The 18,663-nt window shown below is 64.3% G+C and carries 23 protein-coding genes; 13 read left to right on the top strand and 10 right to left on the bottom strand.

Annotation, left to right across the window (positions count from 1 at the left end; translation table 11 throughout):
• Positions 1-1,246, bottom strand: a 1,246-nt coding sequence (locus tag AB7F41_RS10200; protein ID WP_428406565.1) for a single-stranded-DNA-specific exonuclease RecJ, incomplete at its 3' end; no start/stop codon positions are given.
• Between AB7F41_RS10200 and AB7F41_RS10205 the strand changes: the two genes are divergently transcribed.
• The 6 genes from AB7F41_RS10205 to AB7F41_RS10230 all read left to right on the top strand — a co-directional run bounded on the left by AB7F41_RS10205 (position 1,245) and on the right by AB7F41_RS10230 (position 6,279).
• Positions 1,245-1,451 carry a hypothetical protein gene (locus AB7F41_RS10205; RefSeq protein WP_428381010.1) on the top strand — a complete coding sequence of 69 codons (207 nt, stop codon included), beginning with the start codon at positions 1,245-1,247 and terminating at the stop codon, positions 1,449-1,451. The genes AB7F41_RS10200 and AB7F41_RS10205 overlap by 2 nt on opposite strands.
• Before the next feature lie 137 nt (positions 1,452-1,588).
• Complete coding sequence (locus AB7F41_RS10210) at positions 1,589-2,017, top strand: hypothetical protein (RefSeq protein ID WP_428381012.1); 429 nt, start codon at positions 1,589-1,591, stop codon at positions 2,015-2,017.
• A gap of 18 nt (positions 2,018-2,035) precedes the next feature.
• The gene (locus AB7F41_RS10215; RefSeq protein ID WP_428381014.1) at positions 2,036-3,001 is read left to right on the top strand and encodes a tyrosinase family protein; all 966 of its coding nucleotides are present in this window, start codon (positions 2,036-2,038) and stop codon (positions 2,999-3,001) included.
• Between the two features lie 40 nt (positions 3,002-3,041).
• On the top strand, positions 3,042-4,232 hold the full coding sequence (locus AB7F41_RS10220) for a lipase (protein ID WP_428381016.1): 1,191 nt from the start codon (positions 3,042-3,044) through the stop codon (positions 4,230-4,232).
• 100 nt (positions 4,233-4,332) lie between these two features.
• On the top strand, positions 4,333-5,217 hold the full coding sequence (locus tag AB7F41_RS10225) for an aldose 1-epimerase family protein (protein ID WP_428381017.1): 885 nt from the start codon (positions 4,333-4,335) through the stop codon (positions 5,215-5,217).
• A gap of 30 nt (positions 5,218-5,247) precedes the next feature.
• A complete protein-coding gene (locus tag AB7F41_RS10230) occupies positions 5,248-6,279 on the top strand; it encodes a cysteine synthase A (protein ID WP_428381019.1) in 1,032 nt (343 codons plus the stop codon).
• Here the strand turns inward: AB7F41_RS10230 and AB7F41_RS10235 are convergent.
• Positions 6,276-6,875 carry a hypothetical protein gene (locus AB7F41_RS10235; RefSeq protein ID WP_428406566.1) on the bottom strand — a complete coding sequence of 200 codons (600 nt, stop codon included), beginning with the start codon at positions 6,873-6,875 and terminating at the stop codon, positions 6,276-6,278. The genes AB7F41_RS10230 and AB7F41_RS10235 overlap by 4 nt on opposite strands.
• 14 nt (positions 6,876-6,889) lie before the next feature.
• Positions 6,890-7,504: a molybdenum cofactor guanylyltransferase MobA gene (gene mobA / locus AB7F41_RS10240; RefSeq protein WP_428381023.1), complete on the bottom strand. Its 615-nt coding sequence runs from the start codon at positions 7,502-7,504 to the stop codon at positions 6,890-6,892.
• A 95-nt stretch (positions 7,505-7,599) separates the two neighbouring features.
• Here mobA and AB7F41_RS10245 point away from each other — a divergent pair, with 95 nt between their 5' ends.
• The 3 genes from AB7F41_RS10245 to AB7F41_RS10255 all read left to right on the top strand — a co-directional run bounded on the left by AB7F41_RS10245 (position 7,600) and on the right by AB7F41_RS10255 (position 9,265).
• Complete coding sequence (locus tag AB7F41_RS10245) at positions 7,600-7,995, top strand: thioredoxin family protein (RefSeq protein WP_428381025.1); 396 nt, start codon at positions 7,600-7,602, stop codon at positions 7,993-7,995.
• Positions 7,996-7,998: 3 nt separating this feature from the next.
• Positions 7,999-8,718 (top strand): cytochrome c biogenesis CcdA family protein, encoded by a 720-nt coding sequence (locus tag AB7F41_RS10250; protein ID WP_428381027.1) that lies wholly within the window; start codon positions 7,999-8,001, stop codon positions 8,716-8,718.
• A 271-nt stretch (positions 8,719-8,989) separates the two neighbouring features.
• Positions 8,990-9,265 carry a DUF1153 domain-containing protein gene (locus AB7F41_RS10255; RefSeq protein ID WP_428381028.1) on the top strand — a complete coding sequence of 92 codons (276 nt, stop codon included), beginning with the start codon at positions 8,990-8,992 and terminating at the stop codon, positions 9,263-9,265.
• 52 nt (positions 9,266-9,317) lie between these two features.
• Here the strand turns inward: AB7F41_RS10255 and AB7F41_RS10260 are convergent, their stop codons facing one another.
• Positions 9,318-10,301, bottom strand: coding sequence for a lysylphosphatidylglycerol synthase transmembrane domain-containing protein (locus AB7F41_RS10260; RefSeq protein ID WP_428381030.1), 984 nt, complete (start codon positions 10,299-10,301; stop codon positions 9,318-9,320).
• A gap of 149 nt (positions 10,302-10,450) precedes the next feature.
• On the opposite strand from AB7F41_RS10260, the gene AB7F41_RS10265 reads away from it, so the two are divergent.
• On the top strand, positions 10,451-11,029 hold the full coding sequence (locus AB7F41_RS10265) for a Yip1 family protein (protein ID WP_428381032.1): 579 nt from the start codon (positions 10,451-10,453) through the stop codon (positions 11,027-11,029).
• Here AB7F41_RS10265 and AB7F41_RS10270 read toward each other — a convergent pair.
• The 6 genes from AB7F41_RS10270 to AB7F41_RS10295 form a co-directional block, all read right to left on the bottom strand.
• The gene (locus tag AB7F41_RS10270) at positions 11,026-11,493 is read right to left on the bottom strand and encodes a molybdenum cofactor biosynthesis protein MoaE (RefSeq protein ID WP_428381034.1); all 468 of its coding nucleotides are present in this window, start codon (positions 11,491-11,493) and stop codon (positions 11,026-11,028) included. The two genes, AB7F41_RS10265 and AB7F41_RS10270, sit on opposite strands and share 4 nt — an antisense overlap.
• A gap of 1 nt (position 11,494) precedes the next feature.
• Entirely contained in the window at positions 11,495-11,746 is a 252-nt protein-coding gene (gene moaD, locus AB7F41_RS10275) for a molybdopterin converting factor subunit 1 (RefSeq protein WP_428381036.1), read from the bottom strand.
• Positions 11,743-12,351 (bottom strand): CDP-diacylglycerol--glycerol-3-phosphate 3-phosphatidyltransferase, encoded by a 609-nt coding sequence (pgsA, locus tag AB7F41_RS10280; RefSeq protein ID WP_428381038.1) that lies wholly within the window; start codon positions 12,349-12,351, stop codon positions 11,743-11,745. The genes moaD and pgsA overlap by 4 nt, the downstream gene beginning before the upstream one ends.
• 78 nt (positions 12,352-12,429) lie before the next feature.
• Positions 12,430-12,819 (bottom strand): DoxX family protein, encoded by a 390-nt coding sequence (locus AB7F41_RS10285; RefSeq protein WP_428381040.1) that lies wholly within the window; start codon positions 12,817-12,819, stop codon positions 12,430-12,432.
• A gap of 14 nt (positions 12,820-12,833) precedes the next feature.
• The gene (locus AB7F41_RS10290; protein WP_428381042.1) at positions 12,834-13,442 is read right to left on the bottom strand and encodes a malonic semialdehyde reductase; all 609 of its coding nucleotides are present in this window, start codon (positions 13,440-13,442) and stop codon (positions 12,834-12,836) included.
• Positions 13,443-13,463: 21 nt separating this feature from the next.
• The gene (locus tag AB7F41_RS10295; RefSeq protein ID WP_428381044.1) at positions 13,464-14,171 is read right to left on the bottom strand and encodes a hypothetical protein; all 708 of its coding nucleotides are present in this window, start codon (positions 14,169-14,171) and stop codon (positions 13,464-13,466) included.
• A gap of 285 nt (positions 14,172-14,456) precedes the next feature.
• Here AB7F41_RS10295 and AB7F41_RS10300 point away from each other — a divergent pair, with 285 nt between their 5' ends.
• From AB7F41_RS10300 to AB7F41_RS10310, 3 genes are all read left to right on the top strand, one after another.
• Positions 14,457-14,714: an acyl carrier protein gene (locus tag AB7F41_RS10300; protein WP_428381110.1), complete on the top strand. Its 258-nt coding sequence runs from the start codon at positions 14,457-14,459 to the stop codon at positions 14,712-14,714.
• Between the two features lie 176 nt (positions 14,715-14,890).
• Positions 14,891-16,723 (top strand): dihydroxy-acid dehydratase, encoded by a 1,833-nt coding sequence (gene ilvD / locus AB7F41_RS10305; protein WP_428381046.1) that lies wholly within the window; start codon positions 14,891-14,893, stop codon positions 16,721-16,723.
• Positions 16,724-16,786: 63 nt separating this feature from the next.
• Positions 16,787-18,661, top strand: a complete 1,875-nt coding sequence (locus AB7F41_RS10310) for a CHASE3 domain-containing protein (protein WP_428381048.1) — start codon at positions 16,787-16,789, stop codon at positions 18,659-18,661.
• The last annotated feature ends 2 nt before the right edge of the window (positions 18,662-18,663 follow it).

Genomic DNA, 18,663 nt, shown 5'->3' on the forward strand with positions numbered 1-18,663 from the left:
CAGTTCCTAATTCAATTGTAAAAGCAATAACAAATGAAGGTATATTAAAGCGATCCTTTAAGCGTGACGCGATCAGTCCCGCGACGCCTGGATGCCAATCCTCGCCTTCGACCACGAGGCATGACAATCGATTGGATCGCGCCAATTGCGCCTCAGCCTGCGCGATCGCCTGTTCGAGCGTCGCCTTCTCGACGAGTTGTCGCTCGCAGTTCAGCCGGTCCAACTCGAGGGCGATGCGACGCGCCTCCAGGGGATCGGCGAGCGTCAGTAGGCGCGCGCCGAGGCCTGCGTCGCCAATGCGGCCGCCGGCGTTGATGCGCGGACCGAGCGCAAATCCGAGATGAGAGGCGCGCGGCGGCCCATCCAGACGGGCGGCGTCCATCAGCGCGGCGAGCCCCAGACGCGATCGCGCCGCCATCACGGTCAGACCTTTGGCGACGAGCGCCCGGTTCAGCCGCGCGAGCGGCGCGACGTCGGCGACGGTGGCCAGCGCGACGAGATCGAGCGCGGCGAGCAGGTCCGGCGCTGGCCGATCGTCATGCCACCAGCCGCGCCCCCGCAGCGTCCGCGACAATCCAACGAGCGTAAGAAAAACGACGCCGGCGGCGCAGAGCGCGCCCTGCCCCGAAAGATCGTCCTGGCGGTTGGGATTGACGACGATCGCGTCCGGCAGGCGTTCAGGCGCCTGATGGTGATCGAGAACGATGACGTCGAGCCCCAGTTCGCGGGCGACGGCCAAAGCCTCATGGCTCGTGGTCCCGCAATCGACCGTCGCCAGGAGCGTCGCGCCGCGCCCGGCGAGATCGCGGATCGCCTCGATATTTGGCCCATAGCCTTCGACGATCCGGTCCGGAATGTGGACCAAGGGCTCCGGTGCGCCAGCCGCGCGCCAGAAGTCGACGAGCAGCGCCGACGCGCAGGCTCCATCGACGTCATAGTCGCCGAAAATCGCGATCTGCTCTCCCTTTTCGATCGCGCGCGCAAGGCGCTCGGCCGCGGCGTCCAAATCGCGCAGCGAAGAGGGATCCGGCATGAGGTCGCGCAGCTTCGGATCGAGATAGGCGGCGGCGTCGGCGACCGTCACGCCGCGCCCCGCGATCACGCGCGCGAGGAAATCGTCGATCCCATGCGTCTGGGCGAGCGCAAGCGCCTGCGCCTCGCCGCGCGCATCGAGCCGACCGCGCCAACGTCGGCCGAGCACGGAGCGCTCGACCCCGAAAAAGGCCGGAACCATCGAATCGGACATGGCTGCCTCGAAGGATATGGCTGCCTCGAAGCAGTCGCTAAGCGCTGCCGACGACGGACGCAAGTTCGTCCTGTCGCGGCGGCGGCGCGAACGCATTGCGCGAGAAATCGCCTCGCAGCTCAAACTGTTGCCCAGCCGGCTTGACAGCGTTGTCAATCGCCGCGCCATATTTCCAGTGAAATATGTTCTATCCAATCCGTTTTGATGAGGCGTCGATCTGACGAAAGTCTGTAATCTTTTCCCTGACTTAGCGATTCACGGAACGCCCTCCCGTCGCGATGCGAACGCCATCGAGAGCCGCTCCCTCGGGTCGAAGCAAAAGGATTGTGAGCGGAGCGCTTTATGGAGACCAGGAAGCTCGAATCGGGCGCGACCCCTCGCAAACTCGGCGACTACCTGACGCGAACGCGCGACAAGGCGTCCACGCACGCCGGGCATGGCGCGCGCGGCGCGCAGTCGGTGCGCACGGACGAATACAACGGCCACGCGATCGAAATCGTCACGACCTACAAGATCCTGGTCGATGGCAGGAAGATTCGCGCGCCGCTGGGCGTCGACGCCGCCGGCAAGGTTCATTGCCATGCCCTGCCCAACTACCAGACCGCTTCCGCCGTCGACATGGTTCGGGCGTTGATCGACGGCTTTCCCGAGGAATTCGAACGCAAACCGGCCAAACGCAAGGCGCGGACCCCGGCGGCGCGCAAGAAGCCGCCCGCCGCCAAGAAGGGTGCGAAGACAGGTTCGAAGAAGGGTTCAAAGCACAAGCATTGACGATCAGGAGTTCAGACGATGCCCGTCGTCCGAAAAAATATTCACGCGGATTCGACCGTCCGCGATCAATTCATCGAAGGCGTCAAGCGACTGAAAAAAGAGCCGTCCGGCCGAACGACCGATGAATTCGGGATTCCCGGCGCGGCGCGCGCCGTGAGCGCCTATGATCTTTTCGTCGTCTGGCACGTCACGGCGATGATGATCGAGACGCCGCCCGGAAATCCGGCGCAGCGCAACGCTGCGCATCGCGGACCCGTTTTCGCGCCATGGCATCGTTTGATGCTGATGGTCTTCGAGCAAAACCTCCAGCGCGCGTTGGATGACGCGAATTTCGGCCTGCCCTACTGGGACTGGGCGGAGGACGGCGACCTGCCGCCCCAGCAGCAGGCGGCCGCCGCCATCTGGGGCGTGGAGTGCATGGGCGGCGCCGGCAACCCGGTCTCCACCGGGCCTTTTGCATTCCGCGCCAATGATCCTTCGGCGTTCAGGGTGCGCATCTCGACGAATATCTCAGGCGAACTGCGCTCGGTGAACCGCGGCCTTCGGCGCGCCTTTGGCGTCAGCGCCGGCGCGCTGCCGAAAACCGCGCATGTCGCCAATGCGCTGGCGCTGACGAATTACGACGCGCCGGGCTGGGACGCCGACGCGAGCAGTTTCCGCAATCGCGTCGAAGGGTGGATGAACGACGCCGGCGTCGCGGAGACTTGGCTGCACAATCTGGTTCACGTCTGGGTCGGCGGAGAGATGTTGCTCGGCTCCTCGCCCAACGATCCGGTTTTCTTTCTCAATCACTGCAACATCGATCGCCTGTGGGAAAGCTGGATGGTCAGAAACGGGCGCGTCTATGCGCCCGATATGACGGCGGGGGCCGATCTCAAGGGCCACCGCCTCGACGATCCGATCAGTTCGCCGCTCGGCGGCGGCGCGACGCCGCGCGAAATGTTGGACGTGAGCGCGTTCTACACGTACGACGCGCTCGCCTGAGCGTCGAAGGGTTTGAATTTTCATTATTTCGGATCGGCGGATGGCGCTCAAATCGACTCACATCATTTTCGTGCATGATTTCTTTGGCTGGGGCCCTCAAGAATTCGGACTTCCCTATTGGGGCGACGCTCTCGACCAGATCGGCGAACCCTTCGCGGTCCATGAGGCGAAAGTCGGTCCGATCAGCTCCTTTCACGACCGCGCCTGCGAACTTTTCGCGCAGATCGGCGGCGGACGGATCGACTATGGCGCGCAGCACAGCAGCGAAGCGCGCCATGCCCGTTACTCGCGGGAATATGCGGTCCCTTTCGCCCCGGACTGGTCGGAAGAGAACCCCGTGGTGCTCGTCGGACATGGCGCAGGCGTCCAGACCGCCATGCAGTTGCAGGCGCTGCTCGCCAGCGATTTCTGGGGGCGCGGCACCACCGCCGACTGGATCGAAGGCGTGGTCAGCGTCGCCGGCGCCATCAACGGGTCGTTGCTTCCCTATGGCTATGGCTGCGACCGCCAAAACGGCCGGCTGACGCGCAGGCCGAGCCGTCTGATTGCGGAGTCGTTCAAATTTCTCGGCATGGCGGCCGGCGTGCCCAGCGCCATGCGCAGGCCCTTCGATCTGCATCTCGATCACTGGACCGAGGGCGCAGCGGCCTCGCAAGAGGCGATGGAGCGTCTCGATGCGGGCGCCTTCGTCTCGGGCGAGGACAATCTTGCCTTCGACATGACGCTGCAGGGCTGCCGCAACGCCAATGCGCGATTCAGATCGCATCCGGGCACTTACTATCTGTCGCTCGTGACCAATGCGACGCATGTCCGCGCGTCGGGCTTTTTCGGCAGGACCTGGCGCCCCGATCCGACAATTCATCCGATACTTTGGCAGCCGGCGCTCTATCAGGCGCGAGAGGCGAAATTCGCCAAGGCGCCGATCATCGGCTGGGGCGGCGGCTGTCTATCGCTGCCGCAATGGCGGCCCAACGACGGCGCGGTGAGCGTCATCTCGCAGCGCTTTCCGTTTACGGCGCGGGAAGAGCCGGTCGGAGGCGAAGGCGTCTTCACCCGCAGGAAGCTCGAGCCGGGGCGCTGGTATTACGAGTATCTCGACAAGGCGATCGGCGCGAGATTCGACCATTTCGACGCCGTCATCGGGGCGCAGCTCAAACCCTGGGTGCCCGGACTTCGCGACGCGCATCGCGAGATCTATCTGAGGCTCGGCGAGACTTTGCGCGGCCTTTAACTGAGCTCCGACATTCCGCGCCAGTGCGGCCGCCAGGCTCTCGCCCGCGCCGATTTCGCAAATATTCGCTTGGACTTGAGCGCCGCGTTAGGATCGCGCGATGACCGAAGCGATTCAGCTCACCCATTCCTCCGGCGACAGCGCGCAGATTCTGACCTTCGGCGCCGAGCTTTTCGCCTGGCGCGCGAAGGGGGTCGACATGATCTGGGCGAAGGACCCCAAGATCTGGGATCAAACCGCGCCCGTGCTGTTTCCCATCGTCGGCTGGACCCGCGACGGCGGCGTGCGCGTCGACGGCCGGACCTACCCGCTCGTCCTCCACGGCTTCGCCTGGAAAAAGCGCTTCGATATCGCCGAGCGGCGGGACGACTATCTGCGCCTCGCGCTGGTCGACGACGACGAGACGCGCGCGCTTTATCCCTTCGCCTTCCGCTTTGAAGTGGAGTTCCGGCTCAGCGCCGGCGCGCTCGAGAACCGGCTGATCGTCACAAACGCCGACGCGCGGCCGCTTCCCTACGCCTGCGGGCTGCACCCAGCCTTTCGCTGGCCGCTCGCCGGCTCCGCCGCGCCGCACGCGATCGTCTTCGAGACGGCGGAGCGTCCCGAAGTTCCCATCGTCGAACCGGGCGGGCTTCTCTCCAAGCGGGTCCGCAAGACGCCGCTCGCCGGCCGGCGGTTGCCGCTCGACCCGGAGATGTTCAGGCGCGAGGCTTTGTGCTTTTTGAATATCGCGAGCCGCAGCCTCATCTTTGACAATGGAGACGGCGCGCGCCTGTCGGTCATGCTGGAGGATTTCCCGCATGTCGGATTCTGGACGCTGCCGCCGGCCCCCTATCTGTGCATAGAGCCCTGGACAGGTCATGCCGATCCCGACGACTTCTACGGCGATCTCTATGAGAAGCCTTCGATGCGCACGCTGGCGCCCGGCGAATGCGCGCGCCATGGCGCGATTTTCGCCTTTGAGCGAGAGACGCCGCTCAGCTAGGAACGACCCGCCACTCGCCAGGAACGATCAATGACCGTCGCCTCCAACGTCATCGAAGCCATCGGGCGCACGCCGCTCATCGAATTGCGCGGCGCGTCCAAGGCGACCGGCTGCCGCATCCTCGGCAAGGCCGAATTCATGAATCCGGGCGGCTCCGTGAAAGATCGCGCCGCCCTGTCGATCGTCGAGGACGCCCGCGCCAGAGGCGCGTTGAAGCCGGGCGGGGTCATCGTCGAGGGCACGGCCGGCAACACCGGCATCGGCCTGGCGCTCGTCGCCAATGCGCTCGGCTTTCGGACCGTGATCGTCATTCCCCAGACCCAGAGCCAGGAAAAGAAGGACATGCTGCGCCTGCAGGGCGCGCAGCTGGTCGAAGTGCCGGCGGTTCCCTACGCCAATCCCAACAATTACGTGAAGCTTTCCGGCCGCCTCGCCGAGCGCCTCGCCCGGGAGGAGCCGAATGGCGCGATCTGGGCCAACCAGTTCGACAATGTGGCCAATCGCGTCGCGCATCTCACCACGACGGGCCCCGAGATTTACGAAGCGCTGGACGGCGCGGTCGACGCCTTCATCTGCGCTTGCGGCACCGGCGGCACGCTCGCCGGCGTCGGCATGGCGCTCAAGGAACGAAATCCGGAAGTGAAGATCGGTCTGGCCGATCCGTTCGGCGCGGCGCTCTATTCCTATTACACGACCGGCGAACTGAAGTCCGAAGGCTCGTCGATCACGGAGGGGATCGGCCAGGGCCGGATCACCGCCAATCTCGAAGGCGCGCCGGTCGACGTCGCCTATCGCATACCGGACGACGAGGCGCTGCGGGTCGTCTTCGACCTCGCCGAGCAGGAAGGCCTGCTGCTGGGCGGCTCTTCCGGAATCAACGTCGCTGGGGCCATCCGACTCGCGCGCGATCTCGGCCCCGGCAACACGATCGTGACCGTGCTCTGCGACGGCGGCGCAAGATACGCCTCGAAGCTGTTCAACGCTGCGTTCCTGCGCGGCCAAAACCTGCCGACGCCGCCGTGGCTCGAGGGCGCCGTCACGATCGATCCGGGATTCGTTTAGCGCTTGATGGTCTCGGCCGGGGCGGCGGCCGGCGCGCGCTCGGCCTGGCCCTGTGGAACGAAATTCTCGCGGCGCACGAAAAGCGTTTTTCGCAGTTCCTCTGCGCCGATCACCTTGGCGAATTCGCGATAGCCGAAGAACGGGATCAGGGCGGCGAAGGTGACGAGCGCGACCGACAACAGGGTGCGCATATTATAAAGGTCAAAGCCATTATGGTCCGCGTGCGTCGGCCAAAATTGCGCGAGCAGCGCCTGCTCGAGCATGTCCATGTCGATGAGCAGCACGCCGAAGAGGAACGACTTGGCCAGGATCGGCACGATCAGCGGCATTTTGTCGAAGCCGCGCCAGACGCCGAATTTGTTGGCGACAAACACCACCTTGGCGAACGTCAGCGCCTTGACGATGGCGATGCTCTGATGTTCGACGATATGCGCCTTTGACAGAACAATCGACTTGTAGACGCCGAGAACGGCGAGCAGGAACCAAATGTAAAGGAACACCGGTAGGAAGGACTTGGCCTCCTCCTGCACCCTGCTCGTCAGCCCCTTCTTTGCCTGCTCGCTCATGTCCGTCTCGCCGCCTGTTTCTTCAAGCATTCCGTCGCGTCAATCTAGCTGCGCGATTCCGCCTTGGCTATCGCGACGGCGCGCGCCAGATCCACAGGTTTGTTGACGTTGAAGAACGGGTCGTAAGGTTCGACCGGCCATTCGACGACGACGTTCGCAAAGCGTCCGATGAAGGCCGAAACCCTGCGCTCGCCTTCGTCAACAAGGGCGCGCCGCAGATCTTCCCGCATCGCGACCGGCCATAGCGCGACCGCGTGATGGGCGCGCGCATCCGATGCGGCGACGGCGATCGCGGCGTCCGTCCGCCGTCGCGCCGCTTCGAGCCGCGACAGGAGATCGGCCGGCAGGAATGGCGTGTCGCCCGGCGCGGTCAGCACATGCGTTGCGCCCCTGGCGGCGCCAAAGTCCATACCGGCGAGAACGCCGGCGAGCGGCCCCGCAAAGCCGTCGACGGAATCTGCGACGACCGGCAACCCAAAGCGCGCGAAACGCGCGGGATCGCCATTGGCGTTGATCGCGAGAGACCCGCACTGCGGCTTCAAGCGATCGATCACATGCTGGAGGATTGGCCGTCCGCCGATCTCGACGAGCGGCTTGTCGCCTCCGCCCATGCGCCGCGCCAGGCCGCCGGCAAGGATGACGCCGATGCAGTCGTTCATGCGCGTGGGGATTTGGTTTCAGGCGCAGCCGTCATTATGTTCCTTCCATAATCCTGACCGCCGTGCGCGCAAAGCGCGTCTTTCGAGGAGAGCCCATGATCTCGCGTCGTCGCTTCGCCGCTATCGCCTGCGCCTTTGGCGCCGCCGTTCTCGCGGGCGCCCCCGCATTCGCCGCTTCGCAAAATTTCACGCAGGAGGCTTTCGCCGCCGCGCAAAAGGCCGGTAAGCCCATCATCGTGCATGTCTATGCGCCATGGTGCCCGACCTGTCGCGCGCAGGAGCCGATCATGCAGCGCGTCGAATCCGATCCGGCCTATGCCGGCGTCGACATGTTTCGCGTCGATTTCGACAGCCAGAAGAACGCGCTCCGCGCATTGAAGGCCAACCGGCAAAGCACGATCATCGTCTTCAAGGATGGCAAGGAAGTCGGACGCTCGGTGGGCGCGACCGATCCCGGCGCGATCTCGGCGCTTGTCTCGAAGGCGTTGTAAATCATGGAGTTCGGCGCTATCGGCGTCGCCTTCGTCGCCGGCCTCCTCTCGACGCTGTCGCCCTGCGTCCTGCCGCTCCTGCCGCTGGTGCTCGGCGCCGCGGCGGCGGAGCACCGCTATGCGCCCGTGCTGCTTGCGCTCGGCGTCGCGATCTCCTTCGTAGCGATCGGCGTCTTTGTCGCGACGATCGGATTCGCTGTCGGCCTCGACGGCGAATCGCTGCGCTTCGTGGCGGCGGGGCTGCTGATCGGACTCGGCGTGATCATGTTGGCGCCCGCGCTTCAGGCGCGCGTCGCCGCCGCCGGCGGCCCCCTCAGCGACAGGTTGAACGCGGCCTTCGGCGGGACCCAAAGCGGCATGTTCGGCCAGTTCGGCGTCGGGCTGCTGCTCGGCGCCGTCTGGAGCCCCTGCGTCGGCCCGACGCTCGGCGCAGCGTCGGTGCTGGCCGCGCGGGGCGAGGATCTCGCCGCCGTCACGGCGACGATGGCCGCGTTCGGGATCGGCACCGCCGCGCCCCTGATGCTGCTCGGAACTCTGTCGCGTCAGGCGATGGCGTGCTGGCGCGATCGCCTGCTGACGGTCGGGAAAAGCGCGAAGCAGGCGCTCGGCGCGTCGCTGATCCTGATCGGCGGCCTTATTCTCACAGGCTACGACAAGACATTGGAGGCGGCGCTCGTCACAGCTTCGCCCGAATGGTTGACGCAGTTAACGACCCGTTTTTGAAGCTTCGCCAAAATCAACGCGATCGTCGCGCATATTTCTAAATGCGCCGGCGCGGCATTACGCGCGCCACGCAAGCAAACCCAGGCAACAACGTCGCCAAGACTGGTATTGGCCTGCAGCGTCGGCGCGCACGCGCTGTCGTCCGCAGCATCTTCCTAAAATTTGGTATATTTTCCGCTGCTTATGGAGCCTATTCGTTTAGGCAATTCTTAAAGTGACATGTCTATAACGTTCGCTGCAACGTGGCTGTTTTGAGTAACGAGTGAGTGAGATGACCGAGACGCACCGCCCCCGTGTCAAATATGTCATCGGTCCCGATGGCAGTCCGCTGACCATTGCGGATCTCCCCCCCGCTTCGACCAAACGCTGGGTCATCAGGCGCAAGGCGGAAGTGGTGGCGGCGGTGCGCGGGGGCCTTCTTTCGCTCGATGAAGCCTGCACCCGCTATACGCTGACCGTCGACGAATTTTTGAGCTGGCAGATGTCGATCGACCAGCACGGCCTCGCCGGGCTGCGCACCACGCGCCTCCAGCAATATCGCATCTAGCCGCGACGGACGTCCAAATCCTCAAGGCGCCGGCCAGAGAAGGCCGGCGTTTTCATTTTTGGGGCTGCTCCTCCACCCCGCGCCAGCGCTCGACGAGTTTCTTGCGTTCGAACAGCGCGACCACGACGAGCGCGATCAGCAGCGGGATGATCAGATAGAAGAGTCGCCAGACGAGCAGCGCGGCGAGCACTTTCAGCCGCGGCACGTCCGGCATGACATTGATGAACAGCAGCTCGAAAATGCCGAGCCCGCCCGGCGCATGGGACACCAGGGCCGCCGAAAAGGACAGGAGAAACGCGCCGAGGACGACGAGATAGCCGGGATTGCCCTGCTCCGGCAGCGCGAAATAGATGATGCCGGCCGCGCCAATGAGCTCCAGCGGCGCCGCAAAGAGCTGGCGCAGCATGATGCCGGGGCGCGGATAGAGAATCTCGAACCGTCCGAACAGCCGGATCGCGCGGAAATGCATGAGCGATCCGATGACGTAGAGAACGACGAATCCGAGACAGGCCAGACCGACGCCGAGCGCGGCGTGCGGGTGCGTGAGAATGTCCGGCAGGAAGCCGGACAGCCGCTGCATCAGCGCCGGATCATAGGTCAGCAACAGCCCGGCGAGCAGCACATTGCCGAAGCCGAAGGTGTAAGAGCACAGCACGACCAGCGCTGCGACCTGGGTCGCCGTCAGCCCCTTGGTGGAATAGGCGCGGTAGCGCACCATGGCGCCCGAGAAAACGCTTGCGCCGATATTGTGCGACAGGGCGTAGGTCGTGAACGAGCAGATCGAAATGAACAGCCAGTTGATATGTTTGATGCCCAAATGCAGGAGGGCGATGCGATCGTACCAGGCGAGCGCCGCATAGGCGACAAGCGTCGACATTCCAGCGAGCAGATAGTGAGTCGTCGGAATGGCCTTCAGATTGGCCCAGACCTCAGCGCCGACCGATTCTCCTTTGAATTCATGATAGAGGAGGAAGAAAGAGGCGACGACCGCGATAAGGCCGACGACCGGCCAAAAATATTCCAGCAGTTTTCTCATGCGGCCCGTCGCGTTAGATTTCACCGTCGATCATCGAACCGGCCGCAGCTGGCCGCACTCTCCCTCGCATGGAGGACCCGGCGCCCGCAAGCCCGGCTCCGCAATCGCCTCCATAACTCACGCTTGCGGCGCACAGAACGGAGACCGGAATGCAATTGCTATCGCGGATCAAGGGCTTAATCCTTACGCCGCAGACGGAATGGGCGAAGATTTCGGAAGAGGAGACGTCGACTCTCGATCTTTACAAGAACTATATCGCCATTTTGGCGCTTCTTCCGCCTTTCGCGAGTTTCCTCGGCTCGTGGCTGTTCGGCGTTTCATACGGCTCCGGCGAGGTGATGCATCCGACCTTCTCGGGCGGACTGTATCGCGCCTTCGTGCAATATCTGCTCAGCCTGCCGGCCTTCTTCCTCGTGGCCTTCGTCATATCGGCGATCGCGCCGCATTTTGAAGGGAAGACCGACGACCGCCGGGCCCTGATGCTGATCGCCTATGCCTATACGCCGGTCTGGCTCGCCGCGCTTTTCGGTCTGCTGCCCGGTCTGCGCTGGCTCGATGTGCTTGGTTTCTACGGAATTTATGTTTTTTCCGTGGGGCTGCCGACAATGATGCGGGTGCCGAAGGAAAATCTCGACGTCTTCACGCTCGCCACGCTTTTTCTCGCCGTCGCGACGGTCGCGCTGCATGGATGGGTCGTGCATCTGATTGCGCCGCAGCAGCTGATCTAGCGCCAGCGCTCGGCGGCCGCGTCGTCCTCGGATTTCGCGCTGACCCAGTCGCCGGCCGCGCCGTCGGCGCGACGCTCCCTTTTCCAGAAGGGAGCGCGGGTCTTGAGATAATCCATCAGAAACTCCGCGGCGGCGAAGGCGTCGGCGCGGCGACGCGACGCCGTCAGCACGAGCACGATCTGCTCCCCCGGCCGGATGCGGCCGAATCGATGAATCACCGTCAGGCCCTGCAGCGGCCAGCGCTCGAGCGCCTGATCGGCGACGCGCGCGATCTCGGCCTCGGCCATGCCCGGATAATGTTCGAGCTCCAGCGCGTCGAGCGCGCCGTCCTCGTCCCGGCAGAGGCCGACGAAGCTGACGAGCGCGCCAATGTCTCGTCGTCCGCGCGTCAGTAGCGCCTGCTCGCGCCCCGAATCGAAATCCTCCGCCTGCACGCGCACCGACGGCGCCGGCCGCGTCGTCACGTCAGCCGCCCGTCATCGGCGGGAAAAAGGCGATTTCGCGGGCCGCGCCGATCGGCGCGTCGGCCGTCGCATGCATTTTGTCGACCGCGGCGCGAATCGTCGCCGGGTTGGCGAAGGCCGCCGCATAGCCCTCGCCGCGCGCGGAAAGCCACTCGATCAGCTGGCGAACCGTGGCCACGTCCGCCGGCGGCGCAATGTCCTCTTCCGCCACGCCGATGCGTTCGCGCACCCATGCGAAATACAGCGCCTTCATCTGGGCTCGTCTTCCCCGAAATGATCCCAAGCGGACTGAAGGTAGTCGAACCCCGTGTAAAGCGTCAGAATCGCCGCCGCCCACAACAGGCTCGCCCCGATCTTGACGGTGCCGGGGAGAACGAGTTCGCCCGCCGACCCGGCGATCAGGAACCCCAGCGCCACGAGCTGCGCCGCCGTTTTCCACTTGGCGATCGCGGAGACCGGCAAGCGGACCTTGAGCTCGGCCAGGTGCTCCCGCAATCCGGAAACGAGGATCTCGCGGCACAGGATGATGATCGCCGCCCAGATCGTCCAGCCGGAGAGAGTCTGGTCGGCGACCAGCGCCATCAGAGTCGTCGCCACGAGCAGCTTGTCGGCGATTGGATCGAGCATGCGCCCGAGCGGCGATTGCTGCTGCCAGATTCGCGCGAAATAGCCGTCGAGAAAATCGGTCACGGCAGCCGCTATGAACACGCCGAGCGCGGCCCAGCGCGCCCAGTCTTCCTTGAACCCCAGGAGCAGCGCCGCCACCACCGGAACGGCGGCGACGCGGCCATAGGTCAGCAGATTAGGCAGCGCCAGGGCTTGAGACCGACGCTTGCCGTTGACGGCCGTCTCGGACATTCCGCAAGGGAATATGTTCCCGCCGCCCAATGTCAATAGAGACGCGTTCGCGTCGTCGCCGACGCTTCAGGTTCGCGTTCATTCGCGGTCCAGCGCAAAGGCCCCCGGTCCGGCGACGGCAAAGAACAGAAATACGAAGCAATAGAGCGCAGCGAGTTCGCCCTTGTTGAGAATCGGCCAAATATTCGCGCCGGCGTGGGCGAGGAAATAAGCGACCGCCATCTGGCCGGAAAGGATGAAGGCGACAGGTCGGGTGAGCAGGCCGATGAGCATCAGCAGGCCCCCGACGAGTTCGAGAACGCCCGCCGCGCCCATCAGCGAGAACAGCTTCAGACCGTCGAACATCTCGACATGCGGAACGCTGAAGAGCTTGGCGGCGCCGTGCTGCATGAACAGCAAAGCGGCGGCGATGCGCAGCAGACCCTGCGCATAGGGCGCGAAGCGTTGCGGAATGATTCGCAAAGTCATGCGGATTGGCCTCCCTAAAGAATGCTGGCGATCTCCTCGAAGGCGAGCCGTGGGCCGCGAGGATAGAGCTTGGCCGGATCACCGTAGCCGATATTGATCAGGAAATTGGATTTTATACGCGTTCCTTGGAAGAATTCCGCGTCGACCTTGGCCCGGTCGAATCCGCTCATCGGTCCGCAGTCGAGACCCATGGCGCGCAGCGCGAGCAGCAGATAGGCGCCCTGCAACGAGCCGTTGCGGACGGCGGTTTCCTCGATCAGCGTCTCGTTGCCGACGAACCAGGAGCGGGCGTCCGTCGCCGGATAGAGATGCGGGAGACGATCCGGAAAATCGAGGTCATAGGCGATGATTGCGGTGGCCGGCGCGGCCATGGTCTTCGGGCGATTGGCGTCCGACATCGCCGGCGCGAGCCGCGCCTTGGCCTCCGGCGAGCGCACAAAGACGACGCGCAGCGGCGAGCAGTTGGCGCTTGTCGGCCCCCATTTGGCGTAATCTACGGCGAGCTCCAGCAGGCTGTCCGGAACCTCCTTGGGAAGCCAGCCATTGTGAGTCCGCGCTCCCGTATAGAGCCGCTCCAGGGCTTCCGGCGCAATCGGGCCCGCGGCGTGGTTATCGCTCGTCATCACACTCCCCCGGGGCGGGGTTCAGATGTCGCGCCCCTCGACTTCGATCCGCAGACGCTCTTCCGTCTTGCGAAGCGAATCCTGCTGCGGCGAGATCGCGAGCGACTTCCGGTAGGACGCCAGCGCCCGCTTCTTGTCGCCGGTTTTTTCTTCAAGCGCGCCAAGCGCGGCGAGGGCGTCGAAACGCTTGGGCTCGAGCCTCGCGGCGGTTTCGAGATCGGCGATCGCGCCGCTGTCGTCCCCCTGCTCGGCCCGCACCTTGCCGCGACGCACATAGCCGTCCGCCCACTGTGGCGCGAGCGCCACCACGTAATCGAGGAGTCTCAACGCGAGCGACGGCGCGCCGCCGGCGTCCGCCGCAAGCGCGCGCGCCGCCAGCAGGTCGATTGTGTCCGACTGGGACTGCGACCAGCGGCTGACGATCGCCGCCGTCAGGCCCTTCGCCTCGCGTTCGTCTTCGGCCTGCTCCAGGCGCAGATAGAGCCGCGCCATCTCCTCGGCGCGCCGTTCCGCAGGGTCCTTGGGGGGCGGTGGCGGCGCAGCGGCCGAGGGCGCGCGCCGCTCCGGACCAAGCTCGCGCCCGCCTATTCCCGGGCCGAGCGCCCGACTGCCCGGCGGCAAGGGAATCCTGCCGATCCCCGGAATAAAAAGAAACTCGCCCTCATCCTCTCCGAACGATTCGATCGACGGCTGGTCCATCGCCTGCGCCAGTCCCTGAGTGGTCGGCAAGCCTCCGAAAAACAAGACGAGCGACAGTGGAAGAAACGATGGGGTTCGCATCGTCGCTAACATAGCGCAGCAAAACAAATACGGCCACAGCGCGGCGCGCGGAAGCGACTTTCATTAACCATTTGTAAGCCACGACTCGATGCGCGCATGGCCAATTCATCCTGCGTTCAGGCGAGGCGCCCGAATCCTTTCTGCGCTAGTTACGATTGCAAGTAACGATCGCGCTAATCGCGACAACAACGCTGCAGCCCGCGAGACAGCGGGGCTCATGGAGTTGGATCGATGATGATGGATACGATACGCCGTTTACTGCAAGAACACGGCCGACTGCACACCCCGGTGGAACAATTGTCGGATTCGGATGATCTCTATAACGCCGGGCTGACGCCTTTCGCGGCGATCCGCACGATGCTGGCGCTGGAAGAGGCCTTCGACGTCGAGTTCCCGGTGTCCATGCTCCAGCGGCAAAGCTTCATTTCGATCGACGCTGTTCGCAATTGCGTCAGCCAACTGGCCCCTTCGGCCGAGCGCCGCGCGGCTTAAGCTAAGCGATTTAAGTCAAGCGACGCGCGCATCGGGGTCTTGGCCGGGCGCGCCAAGCTTGGCGCTTCGAACGTCGCGGCTACGGCTGCGCCGCCCGCAGTTGCGGCAGTTCCTGCGCTGCGCTAGTCGTCTTGAGAATGGCTCGAATGACGAGCCGGCGCGACGACGAGATTCCAATGCCTCCTTACCGTTCACGCACGACGACTCACGGCCGCAACATGGCGGGCGCCCGCGGCCTGTGGCGCGCGACAGGCATGAAGGAGGAGGACTTCGGCAAGCCGATCATCGCGGTCGCGAATTCCTTCACGCAATTCGTCCCCGGCCATGTGCATTTGAAGGATCTCGGCCAACTCGTCGCCGCTGAGATCGAAAAGGCCGGCGGCGTCGCGAAGGAATTCAACACCATTGCGATCGATGACGGCATCGCCATGGGCCACGACGGCATGCTCTATTCCCTGCCCTCGCGCGACCTCATCGCCGACAGCGTCGAATATATGGTGAATGCGCATTGCGCCGATGCGCTGGTCTGCATCTCCAATTGCGACAAGATCACGCCGGGCATGCTGATGGCGGCGCTGCGCCTCAACATCCCGACAGTGTTCGTTTCGGGCGGTCCGATGGAGGCGGGCAAGGTCGTGCTCGGCGGTAAGGAGCACGCGCTCGATCTTGTCGACGCGATCATCGCCGGCGCAGATGACGCGGTCAGCGAAGCCGACGTCGCCACGATCGAACGTTCCGCCTGTCCGACCTGCGGATCATGCTCCGGCATGTTCACCGCGAACAGCATGAACTGTCTGGCGGAGGCGCTGGGACTGGCGCTTCCCGGCAATGGATCGACTCTCGCCACCCATGCCGATCGCCGACGACTCTTTGTCGAGGCCGGCCATCTCATCGTCGATCTTGCGCGCCGCTACTATGAGCAGGACGACGACAGCGCGCTGCCGCGCTCGATCGCGACATTCGAAGCCTTCGAGAACGCCATTACGCTCGACATCGCCATGGGCGGCTCCACCAACACCGTGCTGCATCTTCTCGCCGCGGCGCATGAGGCCCAGATCGATTTCACCATGGCCGACATTGATCGGCTGTCGCGGCGCGTGCCGGTTCTGTGCAAGGTCGCGCCTTCCGCGCCCGACGTGCATCTTGAAGACGTGCATCGCGCCGGCGGCGTCATCGCCATATTGGGCGAACTGCTGCGCGCCGGTCTGTTGCATGGCGATCTTCCGACCGTCCACAGTCCTTCGATCAGCGACGCGGTGGCGCGCTGGGACATCGCGGTCACGCAGAGCGAGACGGCGCGCACATTCTTCCGCGCCGCGCCCGGCGGCGTGCCGACGCAAGTCGCTTTCAGTCAGGACCGCCGATACAAGGCGCTCGACGACGATCGCCAGAAAGGCGCGATACGCGATGCGGCGCACGCCTTCTCCAAGGATGGCGGACTGGCCGTGCTCACCGGCAATCTCGCGCTTGACGGCTGCATTGTGAAAACCGCCGGAGTCGACGACTCGATTCTGACGTTTTCCGGCCCCGCCAAGGTCTATGAAAGCCAGGACGCGGCCGTTTCGGGGATTCTTACGGGAGACGTAAAGGCTGGCGACGTCGTGGTCATCCGCTACGAAGGCCCGCGCGGCGGACCCGGCATGCAGGAGATGCTCTATCCAACGAGCTATCTGAAGTCGAAAGGGCTCGGCAAGGCCTGCGCGCTGATCACCGACGGAAGATTTTCCGGCGGCACGGCGGGGCTTTCGATCGGCCACGTCTCTCCTGAAGCGGCCGAAGGCGGCGCGATCGCCTTGGTCAGAGACGGCGACAAGATCGAGATCGACATCCCGGCGCGCAGCATCACGCTCGCCGTCGCCGACGACGAACTGGCGGCGCGCCGCGCCGAGCAATCCGCCAAAGGCTTCGCGCCGGCGGCCCCCCGGCCGCGCAAAGTGACTGCGGCGCTGCGCGCATATGCGTCGATGACGACGAGCGCGGCGAAAGGCGCGGTGCGACTGGTCCCTTGATCTTTCGCAAATCGGGCGCGCATCATAGATTGTCTTGCGCGTCTTTCGCCCCGCCGGAACAAAATGTCGCCGTCACGTAAGTTCGTCGCCTCGGGACTACTCGGCATCGCTTTGGGATTTGCGGTGCTTGTGCTCGCCGCTTACGTCGCCCTGCGGGCCGAAGAGCACCGACGTTCGGCCGGCGTTTGGCTGCGCCACACGATCGAGGTGCGCAGCGAACTTTACCGCCTTTACGGAATGCTGCAGACGATCGAAAGCGACCAGCGCGGCTTCATGATCACCCGCGACGAACGCTTCGCGGAGGGATGTCTTGAGACGGCGGGTCAGATCCCGGTGATTCTCGATGAAATATCGGAACGCGTGCGTGACAGCCCAAGGCAGCTCGAGGCTGTCGCCGAGATCAGGCCTCTGCTCAGCGAACGACTTCAGATCGTCAATGAGGGGATCGTCGACACGCGCTCCGGGCAACTGGACGACGCGGTCCATATTGTCAAATCCGGACGCGGCAAGTCGCTGATGGATCGCCTTCAAGCGATCATCGACGGCATGATCGAGCACGAGAACAATCTGCTTGAATCACGCGAACGCGATTACAATTCGGCGCGCGGCGCATTCGAGGCCGCGATCTGGGCGCTCGGCGGCACGATCGTCGTGCTCGGCGTGTTTTCGCTTCTCAATGCGCAAAAGCAGATGACGGCGCTCGAATCCTCGCGCGATTCCCTCAAGGTCGCCTATGATCAGTTGATCGCTGAAACGACGCGCCGCGAAGCGCTGGAGTCAGAGCTGCGGCAGTCGCAGAAACTCGAAGCGCTGGGTCACCTGACCGGCGGCATCGCGCACGACTTCAACAATATGCTCGGCATCATTGTCGCCAGTCTTCATCTGCTGCGGCGCAAGCTCGCGGGCTCTGACGGCGATCATGGCCAACTGATCGATTCGGCGATGGACGGCGCCGACCGCGCCGCGGCGATGGTGCGCCGGCTGCTGGCCTTTTCGCGACGCCAGCCATTGGCGCCGCAGCCGTTCGATCCCAATAAATTCGTTTCCGGCGTCTCGGATATGGTGCGTCGGGCGCTCGGCGAGAAAATCCAACTGGAGACCGTGCTCGCCGGCGGTCTGTGGACGACGAAAATCGATCAGCACGAATTGGAGACCGCCATCGTCAATCTCGCGGTCAATGCGCGCGACGCCATGCCGGATGGCGGCAAGCTGACGATCGAAACGGCCAATTGCTATCTCGATGACGCTTACGCCGCCGAAAACGGCGACGTGAAGCCCGGCCAATATGTGATGATCGCGGTGACCGACACCGGCGAAGGCATGCCGTCCGAAATCATTGCGCGCGCGTTCGATCCGTTCTTCACCACCAAACCCGTCGGCAAGGGAACCGGACTTGGGCTTTCGCAGGTTCATGGATTCGTCAAACAGTCGGGCGGCCACATCAAAATCTACTCGGAGCCCGGACGCGGGAGCTGCGTCAAGCTCTATCTGCCGCGTTACAACCACGTCGAAGCGACCGCCGAAAAGCCGCTTGCGCCGTCGAACCTGATCGAAGCGCCGCTGGGACATCCGGAAGAAGTCGTGCTCATCGTGGAGGACGACGAAACGGCCCGCCGGGTGACCGCGCAGGGCGTGCGCGAACTCGGGTATTCGGTTTTGGAGGCGGAGAATGGGCGCGCCGCGATCGACATCATTCGCCGCCGCCCGGACATTGCGCTGATGATCACGGATGTGGTCATGCCGGGCATGGACGGCGCCCGGCTCGCGCGAGAGGCGGTGTTTCGCCGCCACAATCTCCATGTTCTCTTCGTCACCGGCTATACGCGCAACGCCATTGTGCACAACGGCGTTCTCGACCCGGGGGTCAAGCTGCTCACGAAGCCGTTCACCCTCGAGCAGCTGGCGTTGAAGATGCGCGAGATCCTGGATTCGAAATAGTG

It is taken from the genome of Methylocystis sp. (assembly GCF_050251305.1).
GTDB lineage: Bacteria > Pseudomonadota > Alphaproteobacteria > Rhizobiales > Beijerinckiaceae > Methylocystis.